Consider the following 22,478-nt stretch of genomic DNA (forward strand, 5'->3'; position numbering starts at 1 on the left):
TGTCTAGCATCCCGGGCTCGTGGGTCCGCTGGACGCCGTGCACGGTCTGGCTCAGACGTGCAGGGTGGGGCGATGGACGAGCTCCTGGATGTCGCCGTCCAGCGTCCGGCTCTCGAGCAACTCGAAGTCGAAGTCGGCCGCACCCCGGAAGATCGGCTCGTCGCCGGTCCGGCCGGTGATGACGGGCGGTGGTCGAGGAGTTCCTGGCCTTGCCTGCCCCAGTAGCCACCCCAGTCGCCGGAGCTGACCCCGCCGTAACCGTCGAGGCTGGAGAAGACGTCGAAGGTGTAGGTGGCGGTCATGGTGCTCTCCTGGGGTCTCGGGGCGGGTACCCATGCAGACGCAGGAGGACGGCCGAACTCATCGCCGTGAACTTTATGTGCGCAACCTGGTGCTCTGCCCGGGCGGCTTGGACGATGGAGGTGACATCGTCGAAGGAGAGGACCCGAACGTGCCAGTTTCGGCGCAGTCAACCGAGCGAGTTCGCAAGCCGCACTGGTCACTGGCCCGAACTTGGCTGTTGCAGCCCGGTATCCCGGATGGTGCGGACGCCTACGCCGCCGCGGTCGCCAGCAGTGTCGACGCGGTCGTCCTCGACATCGAGGATGGCCTTCCCGATGCGCAGAAGCCCGCGGGTCGACGGTCGGTGGCCGACTGGCTGAATGCCGCAGGGCAGGGGTGGGTGCGAATCAACGGCACCAGCACGCCAGCTTGGTCTGCCGACCTGGACGCCGTGGCCGAGACGCGTGGACTCGCTGGCGTGATGTTGGCCAAGACCGAATCCGGTGACGACGTCGCCACCACCGCCGCCCGGCTGCCCTTCGGAACGCCACTGGTCGCGCTGGTCGAATCGGCGCTCGGCGTCGAATCGGTCTCCGACATCGCGCGAGCCAACGGATGTTCCCGCATTGCCTTCGGTGTCGGCGACTTTCGCCGCGACACCGGGATGAGTGAAGACCCGACGGTGTTGGCCTACGCGCGCGCCAGGCTGGTGATCGCCAGTAGGGCCGCGGGACTGCCTGCTCCGATCGACGGACCGACCCTGCGTGGACAGACCCGCCACCTCGCGCGGGAGACCGCGGTGGCCAAGGCCGCCGGGATGAGCGGACGGCTGTGCCTGGATCTCGACCATGCCGAGACGATCAATCGGCTGCTCAGTCCGTCGGCTCTGGACATCGACGAGGCACGCCACGTCCTCGCCCGGTTGGATGCGCCGGCCGGGCCCTACGACGGCAGCGTGGGACCCACCCGGGCCCGCGCCGAAGCCGTGCTCGACCTCGCCGAGAAGCTTGGCCTCTGAGGGTCATGCCCCTGCGTCTACCGTCTCGGGATCGAGGTGGGGTGCGGTGAGCAGCTCGGTCCACCGTTCCTCGGAGTAGTGGAACGGCATCGTGCTCGACAGGAACGTCGCCATCGCCGCGAGTAGCAGCGCGGGTTCGGTCTCGTGCGGGTAGTGCCCGGCGCCGGGGATCTCCAGCAGCGCCGCGTGTGGCACACGATTGGCGAAGCTCTGGTGATGGTGCGGAGGGATCGTGGAGTCCCGCGTTCCCCAGGCGACCAATACCGGCACCTCGCGCAAGAGGCCGAGCTGGCGGGTGGCCGACACGCGCTGGCCGCGCCAGTCGATGACGGTGTGCGCGGTGCGCACGAAGGCCCGCCGCCGCTGGAGACTGGTCAGCCCTCGCAGCACTCTGGCCAGTACATCGGCATCCGGCGATGCGGCCAGTGGTGGCAGCAGGGCCATGGCGCGCCGCGTGACGGCGACGGGAATCTTCGCCAGCCCGGCGACCACGGTTTGGGCTCCCGGTAGGGTTGCGGCCCGCAACAACGGGGCGACCTCGGATCCCAGACCGCCGCTACTGATCAGCATCAAACGCTCGATGCGGTCGGGGAATTGGTAGGCGATCTGCAGCGCCACCCCGCCGCCGAGACTGTGACCGACGATCGTCGCGCGGCGATGGCCGAGTGCGAGGAGCAGATCGCGCACGGCGCAGGCGTGCGCGCCCAGTGAGTAGTCTCCGGCCGGCGGATCGGAGTCGCCATGGCCGGGAAGGTCGGGCGCAATCACGGTGTGCGTCCGGGCGAGCACGGGGATCAGGTGCTCCCAGGTCTGGCGGGTGCCACCCAACCCGTGTATCAGGACGACGATGGGGCCGGCGCCGGCCAGGGTGTAGGCGAGGTGGCCTCCGGACAGCCGCATGCGCCGTGACGTGGGACCGGATCGGCCCAGTGAGCGATCGCACGGGGGCTCCGCTCTGCGGTCGTAGTCCAGCGTGGCAGTCATGACGAGCTCCTAAGACGTTGTGCGCGAGAGATGGTGTTGACACGACCCACGGGGCGGCATTAGTGACCGTCGTGGACCGCTGCCGACGAGATCCACTACGGAGTCGGATGACCAGATCGATTGCACAGCAGCGTGATGCGTCAGACGCTGGCAGCAGCCGATCGGGCGATGCTCTGCGCGTACCGCGGGGTCTCGACGCGGCAGTGGCGTCCCGACGCCTCCTGCCGAGCTGCGGCGGCATCTTCGAACGTCTGCCCGTGCTCGGCGATGAAAGCCAGGAAGTCCTCGGTGGGGTGGGAGGTCACGGAGTTGGTGTAGCGACACCGATCCCCGTCGATCCGTTCCATTCGGAGCTCCCAGATCACCTGTGTGGTAGTCCATCCCGCGGGTGTGAGGATGTCCGAGAGCGAGACCATCTTGCAATGGTGGGGTTCGGCCACCTCGAAGCGATACTGCTGGATAACCAGGCCCGTCCCGATCATCTCCACGTTGATCGACATCGGTGTGCCGTCGTCGTCGACGGTGTAACCGGCGGCCTTGTGATCGCCAGGAGCGCAGCGCTGATACTCGTGCGTGGGGAGGGTCTTCAGCCACTGCGCGATGTCGATGCGGTCGAACGGTGCGTCCACGTCGGCGGTGACGACTGCGTGTGAGAGGACCAGATCCTCGCGAACTGCCTTACTCATGGTCTTTCCGGTCCTTGGGTTCGAGGGCCGTTGGCGGCCAGTGCGTTCGGCGCCAATCCTGCGCCGATGCAGACAGCATCTCCGCGCGGGGCCGAACGTCACAATGGCGTTGGCATGACCGAACGGGTAGTGCTAGCCCCCACGTGCGCGCGGTGCTCGTCCTGCCGGCGGCCGGGGGTCAACGACGAGGTGCGTTGACCGCCTTGGTGATTCGATCGACGACGTCGAGCAGACCCTGGTCGGGCTCGGTCGGCGCGGGAAGGCCGCCGGCCGCCCCGTTGAGCGCGTTGTAGTACAGGCCGTCGCCGATGAGCTTCACGGCCCTGGCGACGTCGAGATCGCCGAGAGCCTCGTGCAGGATGGCCAGCCATGCATCGGAGGCGGCCTCGATGGTGGCGCGGGCTCGTCCGTCGCCGGACTGGCGCAACCTCGAGACGGCGACCAGAGCTCGGTCCAGCGGGGTGTTCGCGTACTGGGACGAGCGGACGTAGTAGCGGGCGGGTCCCTCGTCGGCGGTGCGCATGGCGTGCGCGTCCTGAGCTGCCAGTGTCGCCAGCCGTTCGCAGAGCCCCACGGCCAGTCGTTCCTTGGAGGGAAAGTGGTAGAGCAGGCCCCCCTTGGAGACGTCGGCTCGGGCCGCCACCGCCTCCAGCGTGGCCTGCCGCTCACCATCGGTGATGAGGAGGTCCGCATAGGCGTCCAGGATGCGGTCCCGCGAAGAGGTCACCGAGCCAGTTTACGATGTCCATTCCAGCCTGTGTACCGTCTGGACGGTGTAGTACCGCGCGCTGGGGTCGGTACTCGACTGAAGGACGGCAACCATGGGCACCTACCGCGACATACTCCGGGTGCCCGGCGTCCTCAACGTGACGACCTCGCAGCTGTGCGCGCGCCTGCCTCTTGGCATCCTGACGCTGGCGATCCTGTTGCACGTGCAGGGGTTGACGCACTCCTATGCGTTGGCGGGCACCGTGGTGGCGAGTGTCGGGGCAGGCGAGGCCGTCGCGATGCCGATGACCGCGCGGCTCGCCGGCCGGGTCGGGGTCGCACGCACGCTGATGACCGCCGCCATCGTCAACGCCGCCGGCACCCTGGGCCTGGCGCTGGCCGGGTCGTCGGCCGCGGTGCTGACGGGGTTGGGACTGCTCGTTGGAGCGTCCATGCCGCCGTTGATGCCGGTCGTGCGGGCGCTCTACCCGCAGATGGTCGGCGACGACGAGGTGCGCACGCTCTTCGCGCTCGACACCACGGCGCAAGAACTGATCTGGGTCATCGGCCCGGTCGCGGCGACCGTGTTGGCGTCGGCGATGTCGACGGCCTTCCCGTTGATCCTCTGCGCCGCGGTCACGCTGGTGGGAACGACCTGGTTCCTCCTGAGTTCTCGTCGCCACCACCCCGAGAAGGCCGCCAGCGGCGTGACATTCGGCCGGGTTCTGCTGCACCGCGCCGTTCTGTTGGCGATGGTGGCCAGCCTCGCGCTGGTGGCGTCCTTCACCGCCCTCGAGGTCGGCATCATCGCCGCCCTCGGCAACGGCGGGGCCACGGCGGGAGCGGCGATCGCCTCGGCGAGTGTCGGATCCATGACCGGCGGGCTGTTCTTCGGCCATCGTCGGCTCGGGGTGATCGGAGTCGTCGCGGCGCTTGCCGGGGTCACCATCGGTATCGCGCTGTACGGGGTGGTGGACGGCCTGGTCCTGCAGTTCGCGGCGCTGTTCCTGTCCGGCGTGGGGTTCGCTCCCGCGATGTCGGCCCTGCACCTGATGGTCTCCCGAGAGGTCGGCCCGCACGTGGCCACCGAGGCGTTCGGGTGGCTCAGCAGTGCCGCGATCGTGGGTGGCGCCGTCGGCACCGCCATCGCCGGTGTCGCCACCGACGCGTACGGCCCGCGCGGCGCCGTCGCGGTGTCGGTCGCGATGGCCCTGCTGGCCGCGGTCAGTCCCGTCGTCGCCCGCGCGTTCGGCCCGCTGCACGGACTCGCCAGGACGCCGGCGCCCGTCGCGCAGGGCTGACCCCCGCATCGGGGAATCCGAACCGTTGCATCGATCGAGGGCGTTTTGCGCGGTGTCGGTGAGCGCGAATACTGACCGGATGGCGGGCATGGTGACGATCGGTATCGCGCAATGGCAGGCGCGATGTGGCGATCCCGATCGCAATCTGCGCGACGCCCTCGAGTTCATTGCCGCGCTCGCGGGCCGCGGCTGCGACCTGATCGTCCTTCCCGAACTCTGGCCGTGCGGATACGAACCCGCGACGGTGGCCACGGATGCCGAGGGCGCCGCGGAACCGCTCGAGGGCCCGCGTGGACGGGCCCTGGCGGAGGCGGCTCGATCCCACGGCGTGTGGCTGTTCGCGGGTTCGGTGCCCGAGCGCGACGGTGCTCACCTCTACAACACCGTCCCGGTGTACGCGCCCGACGGACGGCTTGCGGCCGCCCATCGCAAGGTCTACCTCTACGTCCCCCTCGGGGAGGACGCGGTGTTCACGGCGGGCGATCGCGCCACCGTCCTCGACGTCGACGAATTCGGCACCGTCGGCGTAAGCACGTGCTTCGACGGTGACCATCCCTCCTACGCGCGCCTGCTCCACGACCGCGGCGCCCGCGTCGTCATCGCACCGTGTGCCTACGAGGTCGCCACCGAAACCTGGTGGGACGTCCTGTATCCCGCGAATGCCCTGGCGAACGGCCAGTGGTGGGTGATGGCGAACCAGTGCGGCGGCGAGCTGCTCGGCAAGAGCGGGATCATCGCTCCGGACGGGACGATCGCGGCGCAGGCGGGTCGGGTCGGAGACGATGTGGGTCCGGAGCTGCTGGTCGCCACCGTGGATCTGGACGCCGGAATCCGGGCGGCCGAGGTCGCGGCCGGCGCGCTGTGGGCGCACCCGGCGCCACCCGTGCGGTGAACCGTCGAGCCGACGTGCCACGCAATTGCTTGCTCCAGGGCGCAATGAAACCGGGCTGGGATTCGATTGGTCCGGCCCGGTCGGTACCGTACGCTCGGAGGCGCTGAGCGGAAGGTGGTCGTCATGGCGCGGGTGCGGAATCAGGACGCGCGTCGCAACCAGCTCGTGGCGGCCGCGATCGACGTGATCGCCCATCGCGGTGTCGGTGGCATGCGGATGAAGGACGTCGCCGACGCGGCCGAGATCTCGCCCCGGTTGGTGGCCTACTACTACCCCGAGATCGACGACCTGATCGACGAGGTCTATCGCAACGCCGTGGACCGGTACTACTGGCAGCGGCTCGAGGCGATCACCAGGCTCGACCGACCACGGGACCGGTTGCTCAACCTCATCGAGTCGGGACTGCCCACCGGCACCGATGACATGCTCAACCGTGCACTCTACGAATTGGCCGTCAACGCTGGTCGCGACCCGTCGCACGGCACGCTCTTGACGCTGTTGTTCGACCGCGAGGTGTCGCTGTACGTCGCGGTGCTCGAGGCCGGCCGCGCGTCCGGAGACTTCACGCTGACCGAACCAGTGCTGGCCATCGCGCAGAACTTCGTCGCCCTCGAAGACGCCTACGGCATGCATCTCAACGGCGGCAATTCCTCGCTGGACGCGCGCTCGGCCGTTGGTCTGCTGCGGTCCTACGCGCGGTCGGTCACCGGCGCCGAGCTGTAACTTCGGCGCCACCGCTTGACGACGCCTTCGCGGAGGCGCATTCTTTGCGTTCAAGCGCAGAGAATTAGAGAGGGCGATCGCAGGTCATGGAATCCAACGCTGGTGGCTCTGCCGGCACTGGCCTCTATCACGACGAGCTCTGCCTGTGGCACAGCACGGGTGAGGCAGTGCTCTTCCTCCCGGTCGGCGGTTGGCTGCAGCCCCTCGCAGGTGGCGGGCACCCAGAGTCCCCGGAATCCAAGCGCCGACTCAAGTCCCTCTTGGACGTCTCCGGCCTGACCGGTGAGCTCACGGTCAGCAGCGCGGTGGCCGCCACCGTCGAGGACCTGCTGCGCGTGCACACCGCCGACTACGTCGAACGCTTCCAAGCGCTGAGCGCAGGACGCGGCGGCGAGATCGGTCCCGAGGCGCTGTTCTCACACGGTGGCTTCGAAATCGCCTCGCTATCGGCGGGTTTGGCCAAGCAAGCCGTCGCCGACGTACTGGACGGCCGCCGTCGCAACGCCTACTCGCTGTCGCGGCCTCCGGGACATCACTGTCTGCCCGACACGGGCATGGGTTTCTGCCTGCTGGCCAACATTCCCATCGCCATCGAAGCGGCGAAGGCGTCGCGCGGGCTCGGCAAGGTGGCCGTCCTGGACTGGGACGTCCACCACGGCAACGGCACCCAGCACGTCTACTACCAGCGTGACGACGTCCTGACCATCTCGCTGCACCAGGAGAACTGCTTTCCGGTGGACTCCGGGGCGGTCGGCGAGCGCGGCGACGGCCCCGGCCGTGGCTTCAACCTCAACGTGCCGCTGCCGCCCGGATCCGGCCACGACACGTATTTGCACGCCATGCGCACGATCGTGCTTCCCGCGTTGGAGGAGTTCGGGCCCGAGCTCATCATCGTGGCCAGCGGGCTGGATGCCAACGCGGTGGACCCGCTGGCGCGACAACTGTTGCACGCTGGTTCATTTCGCGAGATGACCGGCCTGGTGCTCGAGGCTGCCGAGCATCTGTGCGACGGCCGTCTGGTGGTCGTGCACGAGGGCGGATACGCCGAGTCGGCCGTGCCCTTCTGCGGACTGGCGATCATCGAGACGCTGGCAGGCGTTCGAACCGAGGTCGTCGACCCGTTCGAGGAGATCTTCGTCGCGCAACAGCCGACGGCCCGTGTCGTCGAGTACCAGTGCGCGATCGTCGACGACATCGCTCGCGAACTTCACCTGGACCCCACCCCAATCGACTGAAGGGACGACCCCATGACCAACACCATCACGACCTCGCGGACGCCCGACCGCACCGACGAGTCGACGACCGATCTGGGCCGGCTGGCTCAGCGGCACCTCGTCATGAGCTTCACCCCGGGCTCGGCCTACACCGGTGCCCCGCCGCCGGTGATGGTGCGAGGTGAGGGCAGCCGGTTGTGGGACGCCGACGGCCACGAGTACCTCGACGCGCTCGCCGGATTGTTCTGCGTCAACGTCGGATACAGCTTCGGCGCCGAGATCGGTGACGCGGTGCGCGACCAGATGGCCGAATTGCCGTACTACACGAACTGGGGGGTGGCGCATCCGCCGGCGGTGCGGCTCGCGGCCAAGATAGCCGAGCTGGCGCCGCCGGGACTGGATCGCGTGTACTTCACCTCCGGTGGTGGTGAGTCCAACGAGGCCGCCATCAAACTCATCAGGCAGTACCACCAGGCCCGCGGTGAACACTCGCGCATCAAGTTCATCTCCCGGCGCGCGGCCTACCACGGCACGTCGTTCGGGGCCCTGTCGCTGAACGGAATGACCAACCTGCGCAAGCAGTTCGAGCCCCTGATGTACGGCTCGCGGCACGTCACCAACAGCAAGCGCTACCGGCGCCCGGCCGGAGAATCCGAGCAGCAGTTCACGGCTGCCCTGCTGAACGAGATCGAGACCCTCGTCGTGCAGGAGGGTCCCGACACCGTGGCTGGCATCTTCCTGGAACCGATGCAGAATGCCGGCGGGTCGCTGGTGCCGCCCGCGGGCTTTCACGAGGGCGTGCGCGAGATCTGCGACCGGCATGGCATCGTGCTGGTGGCCGACGAGGTCATCTGCGGGTTCGGCCGGCTAGGGGAGTGGTTCGGCTCGACGCGGTTCGACGTCCGGCCCGACGTCATCACGTTCGCCAAGGGCGTGTCCTCGGCGCACGTCCCCCTCGGCGGCATGATCACCAGAAGCGAGATCCTCGATGCCGTCAACGACGGTCCGGACGGCATGTACCTGCACGGACTCACCTTCGGCGGCCACCCCGCGGCCTGCGCCGCCGGGTTGGCGAACATCGCGATCATGGAACGCGAGGACGTCCTCGGCAACGTCAGGCGCAACGAGGCGTACTTCCGGGCCCAGCTGGACACGCTGCTCGACCAGCGGCTCGTCGGTGACGTCCGCGGACTCGGGTACCACTACTCGCTGGAGTTGGTCACCGACACGGACCGGCGTACCTGGGCTGCGCAGCTGCCGGCCGGGGACTTCGTGCACTCGATGCTGCAGCCCGCGCTGATGGCGGCCGGCATCCTCTGCCGAGCCGCGGTGGACCACGAGGGCACGCCGCTGGTGCAGTTCTCCCCGCCGCTGGTGTTCACCCGCGCCGACATCGACGAGCTCGTCGGCCGGGTGGGCCGGGTGCTGGGCGAGTTGGCCGACCGGGTGCTCTAGCAGCGCCTTCGATTCGCCCGTGGTCACCCGCCCACGGGCGAATCGTAATGCGCGAAAACTGTTTTGGCGTCAGCCAGCCGTGTGCACTGAGATCCTTTGCAGCACAATCGGTATCGATGAAACCGATCTTCATGGCAGGAAAAGTGTTCTTTACAACCGTCGCACGTCGGCTGCAGTGTCGAGTATCACAGGAGCGGCCTCGCTCCCCGATGACCTCTCGAGACAAGGACGCGACACGTGGCCCCAGACAAGCCTATTCAAGTATCGGCCGCCGAGCAGACCGCTCGGGCCGCCAGTGAGACGAAGCACCTTCAGAAGTCGCTCGGGCGGCTCGACGTCGTCTTCCTCATCGTCGCTGCCGTCGTGTCGATCGAGGTGCTTGGTCAGGTCTCCAGCTTCGGCGGTCAGACCTTCACGTGGGCGCTCGTCCTCGCGGTCTTCTTCCTCGTCCCCTACGGCCTGATCTTCGCCGAGATCGGCAGCACCTTCACCGACGAGGGCGGCGTGTACGTCTGGGTGCGGCGCGCCTTCGGCCGCCCGATGGCGGCGATTGCGTCGCTCCTGACATGGGTGACGCAGCCCGTGTGGGTGGGTGGGTCGTGCACGTTCATCGCCGCCGAGGTGTGGAGCCGATACGTCATGCCCTTCGAGCACGGTTCCCCGACCGACTACGGGTTCAAGTTCGCCTTCATCTGGATGACGGTCGTGGCAGCGGTCGTCAGCCTGCGCCACGGCAAGTGGATCCCCAACATGGGCGCCATCCTGAAGATCGTCTTCCTGGTGAGCTTCATCGTCACGGCCGGCATCTACGCCGCTCGCCACGGCTTGGCTGGACTCACCGCGGGGGACTTCTCGCCGACGCTGGCCGGTCTGCTTGGCGTGACGCCGCTGCTGTTGTTCTCCTACCTCGGTTTCGAGTCGGGTAACAGCGCTGCCGAGGAGATGAAGAAGCCCGCCCGCGACGTCCCGGTGGCCATCGCGCGTTCCTCCGCGATCGCCGCCGCGGCCTACCTGCTCCCGATCGCCGCGATCCTGCTGGTCGTGCCCGCCGATCAGATCACCGGCATCGGCGGCTTGATGGAGGCCGTGGCCACGGTGTACGCCGTGTATGGTTCGGCGGCCCCGGCCATGCTGACGCTGACCGGCGTCGTCTTCGCACTGATTCTGATGACGCAGGGCTCGGCGTGGATGATCATCAGCGATCGCATGCAGGCGATGGCCGCCGCCGACGGCGCCTTCTTCGGCGGCTTCTTCGGCCGCTTTCATCCCAGGTTGGGCACGCCGGTGCGCGTCAACCTGCTGTCGGGCGCCGTGGGCACCGCGTTCATGTTCGCCGCCATGGCGGTGAGCGGTTCGGCGGCGGCGGTGTTCGCCGTGGTGCTGTCGATCTCGGTGTCGACGTTCCTGCTGAGTTATCTGATCTCGATTCCCGCGGCGGTACGATTGCGCACCGCGTTCCCCGACGTCGTCCGTCCGTTCAGGGTGCCGGTCTCGGACAACGTGTTCCGGGCGATGGGAGCGCTCTGCATCACCTGGGTGGCACTTGGGAGCTGGGTGGCCGTGTTCCCGGGCACGCTCGACCGCCTCTTCGGCCTGGACTACGACTTCGAACAGACCTGGGGGGTGAGCGCCACGGTGTTCGAGGTGTTCACGCTCGGCACCCTCGCCGCACTCACCGCGTTGGGCATGGTGGGTTACCTGGCGGCCAAGCCGTTGCGCGTCGCGGTGCGGGACGCCGCACCCGAGCAGGTCAACGCCTCAGCGTGACCGCAGCGAGTGTGAATCCTGCGACGGAATCCACCGGTTCGGCGTCGCAGGATTCACACTCGCGACGATGCATCGCCAAAATCGATGCAGTCGCCCGATTCTTTGTGATTTACCTGTCCTAGGCGTCGGCCAATACTCAGGTGATCGCGGTCACCGCCGCGCGGACTACGCCGTTGCCCCGAAAGTCGGTACGCCATGACTGCATCAACCCCCGGAGCCAACCCCACTCCCGAGTCCGTCGAGAGACGGACCATCGAGCACATCCCGGTCGACGAACGTCACGGCCGGGCGCGCGACCTGTTCACCGTCTGGTTCGGCTCCAACATCATGTTGTTGACGATCATCACCGGAGCGCTCGCCACCACGGTGTTCGGCTTGCCGCTGTGGGCGGGCGCGCTGTCGGTGGTGCTCGGCAACGTCGTCGGCGCCGTGGTGATGGCCCTGCACGCCGCTCAGGGTCCGCAGATGGGCGTCCCGCAGATGCTGCAGACGCGCGCCCAGTTCGGTTCGTACGGCAGCCTGCTGGTGGTCGTCCTCGTCGTGTTCATGTACCTCGGGTTCTTCGCCTCCAACGCGGTACTCGGCGGTCAGGCGCTGGCCAAGGTCACTGGGCTGCCGTCGAATTGGGCGATAGTCGTCATCGGGCTCATCAGCGTGATCGCCACGATGGTGGGCTACCGGCTGATCCACCGCGTCACCGCGATCCTGTCGGTCGTCGCAGGCGGTGCGCTGGTGGTCGCGTTCGTCTGGATGATCGGCGTCAATGGCGTGCCGGACGGCACCTGGCATACCGACGGCTTCACGTGGGCCGGATTCATGGCCACGCTCTCGGTGGCCGCCCTGTGGCAGATCGCCTACGCGCCGTACGTCTCGGACTACACCCGCTACATGCCGCGCGACACCGGGCAGCGTGCCGCGTTCTGGGGCACCTACTCCGGATGCGTCCTCGGTTCGGTCCTGCCCATGCTGCTCGGTGTCCTGGTCGGGGCTGCGCTGCCGGACGCTGACACCATGGACGGTCTGTCGACGCTGACGCACGGTGTCAGCACGGGCGTGTTCGCCATCTTCGCCGTCGGCATCACGGCAACCAATGCCATGAACCTCTACTGCGGCACGCTGTCGACGATCACCGTGGGGCAGAACGTCTTTCCGAAGTGGAACCCACGCGCCGGCAGCCGCGCCGCGGTCTCGGTGGTGCTCTTCGTGATCGCGCTGATCCCGGCTCTCGTCAGCGCCGACGACTTCCTGGCCAACTACGCCAACTTCCTGGCCCTGCTGCTCTGCGTGCTGATCCCGTGGACGGCGGTGAATCTCGTCGACTACTACTTGCTGCGCCACGGGCACTATGACATCGAGGCGCTGTTCGAGCGTGACGGCGGGCGTTATGGCCGGTTCAACTGGGTGGCCATCGGCTGCTACTTCGCCGGCATCCTGGTGCAGATCCCGTTCCTATCCACGACGCTCTTCACCGGCTTCATCGCCTCCGCGATCGGGGGTGTCGACATCTCCTGGATCGTCGGGCTGGCGGTCATCTGCCCGCTCTACTACGTGCTGATGAAGCCGCGGATGCAGGCGGGGGACGAAGCCGGTGCGGCGCGCGGGGTGGAGAGCCTCGCGTGAGTGAGTCGGACTACCTGATCGTCGGCGGCGGCACCGCCGGGTGCATCGTAGCGGCCCGGCTCTCGGAGGACCCCGAGGTCGTGGTGACGGTGGTCGAGCCCGGCCCCAGCGATGCCAACGAGCCACGCGCGCTGGACATCCGGCGCTGGGCCGAAATGCTCGAGGGTGAGTACGACTTCGACTACCGCAGCGTCGAGCAGGAACGCGGCAACTCCCACATCCGTCAGGCCAGGATGCACATCTTGGGCGGCTGCTCGACGGCCAACACGATGATCACCTGGCGCCCGCTGCCCGCCGACCTCGACGAGTGGGTGAGCCTGGGTGCCGAGGGCTGGGATTCGGCCACGCTCGATCCGTACTACGACCGGATCGCCGCTCCGATCACGCCAGTGCCGGCCGAGCACCGGAACCCGTACGTGGCCGACGTCGTGGAGTCCGCGCGACGAGCCCTCGAGCTGCCGGCCAGGACGGCATGGAACAGTGATCCCGACTTCGCGCTTACGGGACGGGGCGCGGGATTCTTCGAGATCGGTTACACGCCAGAGACGCATCTGCGGTCCTCGACGTCGGTGCATTATCTGCACGAGGCGATCGGCACCCGGCCCAATCTGCGGATCCTGCATGGCCTGCGCGCCACCAGGGTGCTCGTCGAGGACGGCACCGCGGTCGGCGTCGTCGTGCGCGACGCAGACGGCACGGAATCCGAGCTTCGGGCCCGCCGCGAGGTCGTGCTGTGCTGCGGTGCCATCGACACGCCGAAGTTGTTGCAGCTCTCCGGAATCGGACCCCGACGGGTCTTGACCGACGCGGGCGTCGACGTCCTGGTCGACAGCCCTGGCGTCGGGGAGAACCTGATGGATCACGCCGAGGGGCTGATCGTGTGGGAGGCCCGCCGCGAGGTGCCCGAGACCTGCGCCACCGGGTGGGACGCCGGCGCCGCCGTGCGGGTGCGCGAGGATGGTCCCGCCCGGCCGGACGTGCTGATGCACTTTCCGGTCGAGGCCGTGGCCGATCACGCCGTCACCTACGGCATCGAGCTCCCCGAGCACATCGTGTCGATCGCCCCGAACGTCGCCAAACCGCGTAGCCGGGGCCGGGTCTGGATCACCTCCGACGATCCCACCGCCCCGCCGAGCATCGACTACCGCTACTTCACCGATCCCGACGGTGCCGACGAGGCGAACCTCATCGCCGGCATCCGGCTGGCCCGGCGCATCGCCGCGCAGTCCCCGATGTCGGACTGGATTGGCCGGGAGGTGTTCCCGGGCGCGGACCTGACCACCGACGAGGAACTCTCGACACCGCTGCGCGCCACGCACCAGACCGTCTACCACGTCTCGGGAACGTGCCGCATCGGCGCCGCCGACGATCCACTGGCCGTGCTGGATTCGCGGCTGCGGGTGCGTGGTGTCGACGGGCTGCGGGTGGTCGACGCGTCGGTGTTCCCGACGATCCCGTCGGTCAATCCGGTCGGAACGATCATGACCGTCGCCGAGCGGGCCAGTGCGCTCATCGCCGAGGACGCGGACGCCCGGCTCACAGCTGATCGTCTGGTATCCGGCTGATCAGTCGGACCGCGGCGTGCGCGCAGGGGCCGATGCAGGCGGCGAACAGCAGCGTGCCGATCCCGGCGTCCCCGCCGAGCAGCCAGCCGGCGACCAGCACGCCTGCCTCGACGAGGGTGCGCGCCACCCCAAGCGGCCACCCCGAGACCCGTGCGATGCCGGTCATGAGCCCGTCGCGGGGACCGGGGCCGAGGCCCGTCACGAGGTAGATCCCGCTGCCCAGGGCGACGACGAGGATGCCGCCGACGCACAGCGCGATGCGGCCGGCCATGGCGTCCACGGGCGCCAGCCAGCGCAGGGTGACGTCGAGCGCCGTCCCGACGAGCAGGACGTTGGTGACGGTGCCGAGACCGGGGCGCTGCCGCAACGGGATCCACAGCAGGAGCACCAGCGCGCCGAGCACGTTGGTCATCACGCCGATCGAGGTGTGCGCACGCGTCGCGGCGCCCTGCGCGAACACCGTCCACGGTGAGTTGCCAAGATGGGCGGCCACCAGCATCGCCTCGCCGGTCCCGAACAGCCACTGGCCGCACACCAGGGAAACGGCCTGGCGCGGACGCGGCAGCCACCTGTTCATCGTCGACGGGTTTGCTTGCGATGGGCCCTAGAGGGCGATCCAGGTGGTCTTCAGCCCGGTGTACTTGTCCAGTGCGTGCAGGGACAGATCGCGACCGAACCCGGACTGCTTGAATCCGCCGAACGGGGTCTGGGCGCTCAAGGCGTCGACGGTGTTCACCGACACCGTGCCGGCCCGCAGGGCCGCGGCGACCGTGTGCGCGCGGCGCAGGTCGCTGGTCCAGACCGAGGCGGCCAGGCCGTATACGGTGCTGTTGGCCAGCCGGATCGCCTCGTCTTGATCGTCGAACGTCTGTACCGCGAGCACGGGTCCGAACACCTCGTCGGTGATCAGTTCGTCGGTCGCGCCGAGACCGGTGACGACCGTTGGCTCGATGAAGCAGCCACCGTCGATGCGCCGTCCGCCCGCCCGCACCTCGCCATGGGCCCTGGCGCGTTCGACGAAGCCCATGACGTGGTCGGCGTGGGCGGCGTCGACGATGGCGCCCTGCGCGGCGGTCGGGTCGAGGGGATTACCGGGTCGCATCGCCGCGGCGCGGGCCACCAGCTCGGTGACGAAGGAGTCGGCAATCGACTTCTGAACCAGCAGGCGGGAATTCGACGAGCAGACGGCGCCCTGGTTGTAGAACGCGCCGAACAGGGCCTTGTCGATGGCCTCGTCGAGATCGGCGTCGGCGAACACCAGGTTCGGACTCTTGCCGCCGCATTCGAGCCAGACCTGCTTGAGGTTGGAGTCTGCCGCGTAGCGCAGGAACTGCTTGCCGGTGGCCGTCGATCCGGTGAAGGCCAGCACGTCGACTCCCGCGTGCAGGCCCAGCGCCGCGCCCGCCGTGTGCCCGAGCCCGGGCACGACGTTGAACACCCCGCTGGGTAAGCCGGCCTCGATGGCCAGTTCGGCCAGCCGCAGGGAGGACAGCGGTGCGCGTTCGGAAGGCTTGAGCACCACCGAGTTTCCCACTGCCAGTGCCGGCGCGACCTTCCAGACGGCGAGGTCGAGAGGGAAGTTCCACGGCGTCACGGCACCCACCACACCGAGCGGTTCGCGAGTGACGAGTGCGAGATTACCCGGTTCCGTCGGCGCAATCTCGCCGTTGATCTTGTCGAGGGCCTCGCCGTAATAGGCGAATAGGGCAGCGGCAGAGGGTACGTCGACGGTGAAGGCCTCGTTGACCAGCTTGCCCATGTCCATGGAGTCGAGCAGCGCCAGCTCGACGCGATGCTCCTCGACGAGCGCCGCGAGCCGCAACAGCACGCGCTTGCGGTCGCCGATCGAACTGCGCGACCAGCCGCCGTCGTCGAAGGCGCGACGAGCCGAGGACACCGCGTGGTCGACGTCGACGTCCTGCCCGGATGCCACCGACGCGATGACGTCTCCCGTGGCGGGGTTGACCGAATCGAAGGTGGCTCCGGACTCGGCAGGCCGGAACGCGCCGTCGACGAAGATGCCGTCGCGCGGTCGCACGTCCGCGGCGCGGCGGCGCCAGTCGGCCAGGGTCGCGGGTGTCGTGTCCGCCGTCGTGTCTGGCTTCGTCGTCACGTGATCTCCTTCGCAGGCCGAGCCGGGGCCCAGCGTCGACTCCACCCTGCAATGCGATCGTGCAGCTGTACAGCCGGTCTTTCCGAACCCTAGGATCGGTTTTCCTGATACTGGAGGTCCGTCGTGTCCGATTACACGCTGCGCCAACTCGAGTATTTCGTCGCAGTCGCCGAGGCGGGCAGCGTCACCCGCGCTGCCGCGTCGGTGCACCTGTCGCAATCGGCCATGTCCGCGGCGCTGGCGGACCTCGAGAACGCGCTGTCGGTGCAGCTGCTGGTCCGCCATCACGCCAGGGGGATCAGTCTGACGCCGGCGGGCAAGGAACTGCTAGTGGCAAGCCGCCAGCTTCTCACCTCCGCGGCCGACCTACGGGCGGTCGCACAGGGTTTGGGGACCTCGCTCAGCGGCACGCTCTCGATCGGATGCTTCCAGGTCGTTGCGCCCTACCTGCTGCCCGAGCTGCTGGCCGCGGCCGCGGAGAAGCTGCCCAAGCTCCACCTGCACACGACGGAGGTCGACCTCGCCGACCTCGCCGAGGGCGTGGCCAACGGCACCTTCGAACTCGGCATCGGCTACGACCTCGTCGAGGATCCGCGCCTCAAGCGCTGGCCGCTGTTCACCCTGCCGCCGTACGTGCTGGTGTCCGGCGAGCACCGCTTCGCCAGCCGCGCCAGCATCGACCTCGCCGAATTGGCCGACGAACCGATGGTGCTGCTGGATCTGCCCCACAGCCGCGACTACTTCCAGGGTGTGTTCGCTGCGGCCGGGGTGACGCCGAACATTCGCTACCGATCCACCACGGTGGAGACCTGCCGTGCGCTGGTCGGCCGCGGTCTGGCCTACTGCGTGCTGAATCTGCGGGCCGCGGTGCCGACGGCACTCGACGGGCACTCGGTCGCGGCGGTCCCGATCAGTGGTGATCCGCCAAGCCTGACGGTCATCCTGCTCGATGCCGTCGCGGCCCGACCCACCCGGCGGGCCAGCGTCGTCGCCGAACTCTGCCGAAGTCTGTTCGCGAGCGCGCCCGGCTCCTGACTCTCCCACGTGCTTGGATCGTTTTCTCCAATGCCGTACATCGGAACTACGCGCTGTACAGATGCAGGCGCCGGAATGAACATGGACGGGCGAACAGGATCAACGAGTCCGTGGAGGTCAGGGTGTCGAGCGAAGAGGTCGAGGTTCTCGTCGTCGGGGCAGGTCAGGCGGGGATCGCGATGAGCGAGCACCTCGGTGCCCAGGGTGTGCCGCACCTCGTCCTGGAGCGCGATCGCATCGCCGAACGCTGGAGGTCGTGGCGCTGGGACTCGCTGGTGGCCAACGGGCCGGCGTGGCACGACCGCTTTCCGGGTCTCGAGTTCGACGTCGCACCCGACGCCTTCGCCGGCAAGGAGGCCGTGGCCGACTACCTCGTCGCGTACGCCGACAAGGTCGACGCACCCATCCGCACCGGGGTCCAGGTGAACTCGGTGCGAAAGATCGATGGGCGCAGTGGGTTTCGCGTCGAGACATCGGATGGCGACCTCGACGCGCGCTTCGTGGTAGCGGCGACCGGAGCGTTTCAGAAGCCGGTCATCCCGCCACTGATTCCCGAGTCCGCCGGAATCCACCAGATTCACTCCAGCGCGTACCACAATCCCGAGCAGCTGCCGGAGGGTGCCGTGCTCGTCATCGGCGCCGGCTCGTCGGGAGTCCAGATCGCCGACGAGCTGCGGGAAGCCGGCCGCTCGACGTACCTCGCAGTCGGCCCGCACGAACGGCCGCCCCGCAGCTATCGCGGACGTGACTTCTGCTGGTGGCTGGGGGTTCTCGGCAAGTGGGATCTCGCGGCGCCCCCGCGTGGCGCCGAGCACGTCACCATCGCCGTCAGTGGTGCACGCGGTGGTCACACCGTCGACTTCCGGAACCTGGCCGCCAATGGCATCACCTTGCTCGGCATGGCGGGCCCGTACGTCGACGGCGTGATGAGCTTCGCGCCCGACCTTCGCGAGAACATCGAACGCGGTGATACGAGCTACCTTTCGATGCTCGACGAAGCCGACGCCTTCATCGCCCGCAACGGCCTCGACCTCCCGGAGGAGCCGCAGGCCCGGGTCTTCGGGCCCGACCCGGAGTGCGTCACCGACCCCATCGCCTCCCTCGATCTGGCCACCGCCGGCATCACCTCCATCGTCTGGGCCGTGGGATTTGCGTTCGACTACGGATGGCTGCAGGTCGAGGCGTTCGACGAGATGGGTCGGCCGCGCCACCAGCGAGGGGTGTCGACCGAGCCCGGGCTCTACTTCCTGGGCCTGCCGTGGCAGTCCCGTCGGGGATCGAGCTTCATCTGGGGCGTCTGGCACGACGCCAAGTATCTGGCCGATCAGATCGCGATCCAGCGCAGCTACCTGGCCTACCAGGCGCCCTCACCCGTTGATCACTAACGGCGCCAACAGAATCGAGAGAGGAGAGTCCCGTCCCATGAGCGACGCGACGCCGGCTGGGGCGACCCACCGCAGGATTCGGCCCTTCAACACCAAGGAGACCTACCCGGAGCAGAACCTCGACAACGACCTCTGTCAGGCCGTCGTGGCCGGCGGCGTGGTCTACCTGCGCGGGCAGATCGGTCAGGATCTCGACACCCGCGAATCGGTGGGGATCGGGGACGTCGAGGCGCAGACCGAGAAGGCCATGGCCAACATCGCGATGCTGCTCGACGAGGCGGGCAGCAGCGTCCGCGACATCGTCAAGGTGACGGTCTACCTCGTCGACATCCGCTATCGCGAAACCGTGTACCGCGTGATGGGGCGCTGGCTGAAGGGCGTGTACCCGGTGTCGACCGGCCTCGTCGTCGATGCGCTGGCGCGGCCCGAGTGGCTGGTCGAGATCGACGCCACCGCCGTGCTCGGCAAGGACCCGGCATGACGTTCTCGCTCGTCGTGCGCGACGGAGATGCGTTCGGCATGGTCGTCTGCTCCTCCAGCCCGGCAGTGGCGTCGCGCTGCGTGCACCTGCGCCCCGGTGTGGGTGCCGTCGCCAGTCAGAACGTCACGAACCCGAACCTCGGCACCCTCGCGTTGGATGCCCTGGCGAGCGGTGTGAACGCCGCCGCGGCGCTGGAGATGACGATCGCCGGTGAACCGCACGCCGACTTCCGCCAGCTGGTCGTCGTCGACGGGTCGGGAGACACCGCGATCCACACCGGCGCCAAGGCTCTCGGCATCCGGCACGAGGCACGCGCCGAGAATGCCGCCGCGGCAGGCAACATGCTCGCCGACGAGGCCGTCATCACCGTCCTGCTGCAGGGCTATCTGACGTCCGGGGCGGTCACCACCGAGCGGCGCCTGCTGGACGGTCTGGCCGCCGCATCCGCTGCCGGAGGGGAAGCCGGGCCGGTGCACTCCGCCGGACTGCAGGTGGTGGCCGACGTGCCATGGCCCGTCACCGATCTGCGCGTCGACTGGCACGACGATCCGATCGGCGAACTCCAGCGGCTGTGGGAGGTCTGGGAGCCGCAGAAGGCCGACTACCGCACGCGTGGGCTCGATCCAACGGCCGCACCGTCATACGGAGTCCCCGGAGACCTATGAGCGCCCCACTCGACGACGCCGTCCGATCCGCGGGTGACCGCGTCGCCCAACGGATGCTGGCGCTGTCACACGACCTGCACGCCCACCCCGAGACCGCCTGGGAGGAGGTGCGATCGTGCGCCAGGGTGGCCGGTGAGCTCGCCGACGCCGGGTTCACCGTCGCGGAGCGGTTCACCGGTCTGGAGACCGCCTTCGTCGCACGCCGCGGAACCGGTCCATTGCACCTCGCGGTGTGCGCCGAATACGACGCCCTGCCCGGTCTAGGGCACGCATGCGGGCACAACGTCATCGCGGCGATCTCGACGGGAGCCGCCCTGGCGCTCGAGCCGTACGTCGACGATCTCGGAATCACGCTATCGGTGTTCGGGACCCCCGCTGAAGAGGGCGGTGGCGGCAAGATCGAGATGCTCGACCGGGGCGGGTTCGCGGGCATCCACGCCACGGCGATGGTGCATCCAGGCCCGGTGGACGTCGCACGGGCGGAGCCATATGCCGTCTCGCACAGTCATATTCAGTACGATGGCAAGGCTGCGCACGCAGCGGCCTACCCAGACCGCGGCATCAATGCCGCGGACGCGTTCACCATCGCCCAGGTCGCCATCGGGCTGCTGCGTCAGCAGCTGCCGCATGACGTGCGGGTGCACGGCGTCATGACCAACGGGGGAGAGGCGCCGAACTCCATTCCTCGACGCACCGAGGGACGCTGGTACGTGCGGGCTGCATCCCTCGCCGAGCTGACCGATCTCGAGCAGCGCGTCGCCCGGTGCTTCGAGGCGGGCGCGCTGGCCACGGGCTGCGAGCTGACCGTGACTGCGGAGAGCAAGCCCTACGCCGAGTTCCGCACCGACGAGGGACTGCTCGACGCCTACGTACGCCGCGCCGAGCAGCTCGGCAGGCGGTTCAGCTCGGGCGCCGACTCGCGGATGAACCGTGCCTCGACCGACATGGGCAATGTCTCGCAACGCATTCCGGCGATCCACCCCTACATCGGCATCGACTCGCTCCCCGCGGTCAACCACCAACCCGAATTCGCGGCCGCCGCGATCTCGCCTGCCGCCGACCGCGCCACGATCGACGGGGCCCGTGCCCTGGCCCTGACCCTGCTCGACGCGGCGACCGATCCCGTCACGCGCCAACGATTGCTGGCCGATGGGGACGAGGGATGAACCCCACCGCGTTGCGCGTAGAGCACGATCTGCTCGGCGACTACGAGGTGCCGGATGCGGCGTACTACGGCGTGCACACGGCCCGCGCACTGGAGAACTTTCCGATCACGGGCCTGCCGATCTCGCGGTATCCGGAACTCGTCGTTGCCCTGGCCTGCGTGAAACTGGCTGCGGCGCAGGCCAACCATCGGCTTGGGTTGCTCGACGCCGAACGCAGGGACGCCGTCGTCACCGCCTGCCGCGAGATCATCTCCGGCAAGCTGCACGACCAGTTCGTCGTGGACGTCATCCAGGGTGGTGCCGGCACGTCGACCAACATGAACGCCAACGAGGTCATCGCCAACCGCGGGCTGGAACTGCTGGGACACCGGAGAGGTGACTACCGGCATCTGCACCCTCTCGAGCACGTCAACCTGGGGCAGAGCACCAACGACGTCTACCCGACCGCACTCAAGGTCGCGCTGCACTTTGCCGTTCAACGGTTGCGCATGGCGATGACGGCGTTGGTGACGGCGTTCGCGGACAAGGCCGTCGACTTCGGCGGGCACCTCAAGATGGGCCGTACCCAACTGCAGGATGCGGTGCCGATGACGCTGGGTCAGGAATTCGGCAGCTACGCCGTCATGGTCGGCGAGGATGGGGACCGGTTGGGCGAGGCCGTCGAGCTGATCTCCGAGATCAATCTCGGGGGCACGGCGATCGGCACCGGTCTCAATGCGCACCACGGGTACGCCGACGCAGTCTGCGAGGAGTTGCGCGCCGTCACCGAACTGCCGTTGGTCACGGCGGCCAATCTCGTCGAGGCCACCCAGGACGTCGGCGCCCTCGTGCAGCTGTCGGGCGTGCTCAAGCGCACCGCGGTGAAGCTGTCCAAGATCTGCAACGACCTGCGTCTACTGTCGTCGGGGCCGCGCGCCGGCTTCGGTGAGATCAATCTTCCTGCGGTGCAGGCGGGTTCGAGCATCATGCCTGGCAAGGTCAATCCCGTGATACCCGAGGTGGTCAACCAGGTCGCGTTCGAGGTGATCGGCAACGACATCACCATCACCATGGCCGCCGAGGGTGGGCAGTTGCAGCTCAACGCCTTCGAACCGATCATCGCGCACAGCCTCTTCGAGTCGCTGGTTCACCTGACGGCTGCGTGCGACACCCTGCGGACGCGGTGCGTCGTGGGCATCACGGCGAACGCCACGCGCATGCGGGCGACCGTCGACCGCTCGATCGGTCTGGTGACCGCGCTCAACCCCTACCTCGGTTACGAGGCGGCGACCCGGCTCGCGGCCGACGCACTGAGCGCCGACGCCGACGTCGCGTCGCTGGTGCTCGACCGTGGCTTGCTGACGGCTTCTGAACTGGACGCAATCCTCGATCCCGAGAATCTGACCCGTCCGGGGAGGCGCACGGCCGAATAGCCGTGG

20 protein-coding genes and 1 pseudogene are annotated in these 22,478 nt (G+C 68.4%); 15 read left to right on the forward strand and 6 right to left on the reverse strand.

Annotation, left to right across the window (positions count from 1 at the left end; genetic code table 11):
* Window positions 1-51 precede the first annotated feature (51 nt).
* Window positions 52-302, reverse strand: a pseudogene (locus SBI80_RS20865) (hypothetical protein).
* Between the two features lie 149 nt (window positions 303-451).
* On the opposite strand from SBI80_RS20865, the gene SBI80_RS20870 reads away from it, so the two are divergent.
* Entirely contained in the window at window positions 452-1,300 is an 849-nt protein-coding gene (locus SBI80_RS20870) for an HpcH/HpaI aldolase/citrate lyase family protein (RefSeq protein WP_318976733.1), read from the forward strand.
* Between the two features lie 3 nt (window positions 1,301-1,303).
* Here SBI80_RS20870 and SBI80_RS20875 read toward each other — a convergent pair whose 3' ends face one another.
* The 3 genes from SBI80_RS20875 to SBI80_RS20885 all read right to left on the reverse strand — a co-directional run bounded on the left by SBI80_RS20875 (window position 1,304) and on the right by SBI80_RS20885 (window position 3,697).
* The gene (locus SBI80_RS20875) at window positions 1,304-2,284 is read right to left on the reverse strand and encodes an alpha/beta fold hydrolase (protein WP_318976734.1); all 981 of its coding nucleotides are present in this window, start codon (window positions 2,282-2,284) and stop codon (window positions 1,304-1,306) included.
* A gap of 140 nt (window positions 2,285-2,424) precedes the next feature.
* The gene (locus SBI80_RS20880; RefSeq protein WP_318976735.1) at window positions 2,425-2,970 is read right to left on the reverse strand and encodes a hypothetical protein; all 546 of its coding nucleotides are present in this window, start codon (window positions 2,968-2,970) and stop codon (window positions 2,425-2,427) included.
* Between the two features lie 178 nt (window positions 2,971-3,148).
* Complete coding sequence (locus SBI80_RS20885; protein WP_318976736.1) at window positions 3,149-3,697, reverse strand: TetR/AcrR family transcriptional regulator; 549 nt, start codon at window positions 3,695-3,697, stop codon at window positions 3,149-3,151.
* A 94-nt stretch (window positions 3,698-3,791) separates the two neighbouring features.
* Here SBI80_RS20885 and SBI80_RS20890 point away from each other — a divergent pair, with 94 nt between their 5' ends.
* The 8 genes from SBI80_RS20890 to SBI80_RS20925 all read left to right on the forward strand — a co-directional run bounded on the left by SBI80_RS20890 (window position 3,792) and on the right by SBI80_RS20925 (window position 14,215).
* Window positions 3,792-4,979, forward strand: coding sequence for an MFS transporter (locus SBI80_RS20890; RefSeq protein ID WP_318976737.1), 1,188 nt, complete (start codon window positions 3,792-3,794; stop codon window positions 4,977-4,979).
* 79 nt (window positions 4,980-5,058) lie between these two features.
* Window positions 5,059-5,871 (forward strand): carbon-nitrogen hydrolase family protein, encoded by an 813-nt coding sequence (locus SBI80_RS20895; protein ID WP_318976738.1) that lies wholly within the window; start codon window positions 5,059-5,061, stop codon window positions 5,869-5,871.
* Window positions 5,872-5,994: 123 nt separating this feature from the next.
* The gene (locus SBI80_RS20900; RefSeq protein ID WP_318976739.1) at window positions 5,995-6,594 is read left to right on the forward strand and encodes a TetR/AcrR family transcriptional regulator; all 600 of its coding nucleotides are present in this window, start codon (window positions 5,995-5,997) and stop codon (window positions 6,592-6,594) included.
* 86 nt (window positions 6,595-6,680) lie between these two features.
* Window positions 6,681-7,829, forward strand: a complete 1,149-nt coding sequence (locus SBI80_RS20905) for a histone deacetylase-like amidohydrolase (protein WP_318976740.1) — start codon at window positions 6,681-6,683, stop codon at window positions 7,827-7,829.
* 12 nt (window positions 7,830-7,841) lie between these two features.
* Window positions 7,842-9,263 carry an aspartate aminotransferase family protein gene (locus SBI80_RS20910; protein WP_318976741.1) on the forward strand — a complete coding sequence of 474 codons (1,422 nt, stop codon included), beginning with the start codon at window positions 7,842-7,844 and terminating at the stop codon, window positions 9,261-9,263.
* Window positions 9,264-9,500: 237 nt separating this feature from the next.
* A complete protein-coding gene (locus SBI80_RS20915; RefSeq protein WP_318976742.1) occupies window positions 9,501-11,030 on the forward strand; it encodes an APC family permease in 1,530 nt (509 codons plus the stop codon).
* A gap of 195 nt (window positions 11,031-11,225) precedes the next feature.
* Window positions 11,226-12,650, forward strand: coding sequence for a purine-cytosine permease family protein (locus SBI80_RS20920; RefSeq protein WP_318976743.1), 1,425 nt, complete (start codon window positions 11,226-11,228; stop codon window positions 12,648-12,650).
* Window positions 12,647-14,215 carry a GMC family oxidoreductase gene (locus tag SBI80_RS20925; protein WP_318976744.1) on the forward strand — a complete coding sequence of 523 codons (1,569 nt, stop codon included), beginning with the start codon at window positions 12,647-12,649 and terminating at the stop codon, window positions 14,213-14,215. Before SBI80_RS20920 ends, SBI80_RS20925 begins: the two co-directional genes overlap by 4 nt.
* Here the strand turns inward: SBI80_RS20925 and yczE are convergent.
* Both yczE and SBI80_RS20935 read right to left on the reverse strand, forming a co-directional pair.
* The gene (gene yczE / locus SBI80_RS20930; RefSeq protein ID WP_318976745.1) at window positions 14,187-14,792 is read right to left on the reverse strand and encodes a membrane protein YczE; all 606 of its coding nucleotides are present in this window, start codon (window positions 14,790-14,792) and stop codon (window positions 14,187-14,189) included. The genes SBI80_RS20925 and yczE overlap by 29 nt on opposite strands.
* A gap of 27 nt (window positions 14,793-14,819) precedes the next feature.
* Window positions 14,820-16,328: an aldehyde dehydrogenase gene (locus SBI80_RS20935; RefSeq protein WP_318976746.1), complete on the reverse strand. Its 1,509-nt coding sequence runs from the start codon at window positions 16,326-16,328 to the stop codon at window positions 14,820-14,822.
* A gap of 123 nt (window positions 16,329-16,451) precedes the next feature.
* Between SBI80_RS20935 and SBI80_RS20940 the strand changes: the two genes are divergently transcribed.
* The 6 genes from SBI80_RS20940 to SBI80_RS20965 all read left to right on the forward strand — a co-directional run bounded on the left by SBI80_RS20940 (window position 16,452) and on the right by SBI80_RS20965 (window position 22,472).
* Entirely contained in the window at window positions 16,452-17,363 is a 912-nt protein-coding gene (locus SBI80_RS20940) for a LysR family transcriptional regulator (protein WP_318976747.1), read from the forward strand.
* Window positions 17,364-17,485: 122 nt separating this feature from the next.
* A complete protein-coding gene (locus tag SBI80_RS20945) occupies window positions 17,486-18,748 on the forward strand; it encodes a flavin-containing monooxygenase (protein WP_318976748.1) in 1,263 nt (420 codons plus the stop codon).
* Window positions 18,749-18,785: 37 nt separating this feature from the next.
* Window positions 18,786-19,229 (forward strand): RidA family protein, encoded by a 444-nt coding sequence (locus SBI80_RS20950; RefSeq protein ID WP_318976749.1) that lies wholly within the window; start codon window positions 18,786-18,788, stop codon window positions 19,227-19,229.
* On the forward strand, window positions 19,226-19,894 hold the full coding sequence (locus SBI80_RS20955; protein WP_318976750.1) for a DUF1028 domain-containing protein: 669 nt from the start codon (window positions 19,226-19,228) through the stop codon (window positions 19,892-19,894). The genes SBI80_RS20950 and SBI80_RS20955 overlap by 4 nt, the downstream gene beginning before the upstream one ends.
* Entirely contained in the window at window positions 19,891-21,060 is a 1,170-nt protein-coding gene (locus SBI80_RS20960) for a M20 family metallopeptidase (protein ID WP_318976751.1), read from the forward strand. The genes SBI80_RS20955 and SBI80_RS20960 overlap by 4 nt, the downstream gene beginning before the upstream one ends.
* Window positions 21,057-22,472 carry an aspartate ammonia-lyase gene (locus SBI80_RS20965; protein WP_318976752.1) on the forward strand — a complete coding sequence of 472 codons (1,416 nt, stop codon included), beginning with the start codon at window positions 21,057-21,059 and terminating at the stop codon, window positions 22,470-22,472. Before SBI80_RS20960 ends, SBI80_RS20965 begins: the two co-directional genes overlap by 4 nt.
* Window positions 22,473-22,478 lie beyond the last annotated feature (6 nt).

Source organism: Mycolicibacterium sichuanense, from assembly GCF_033741125.1.
Lineage (GTDB): Bacteria > Actinomycetota > Actinomycetes > Mycobacteriales > Mycobacteriaceae > Mycobacterium.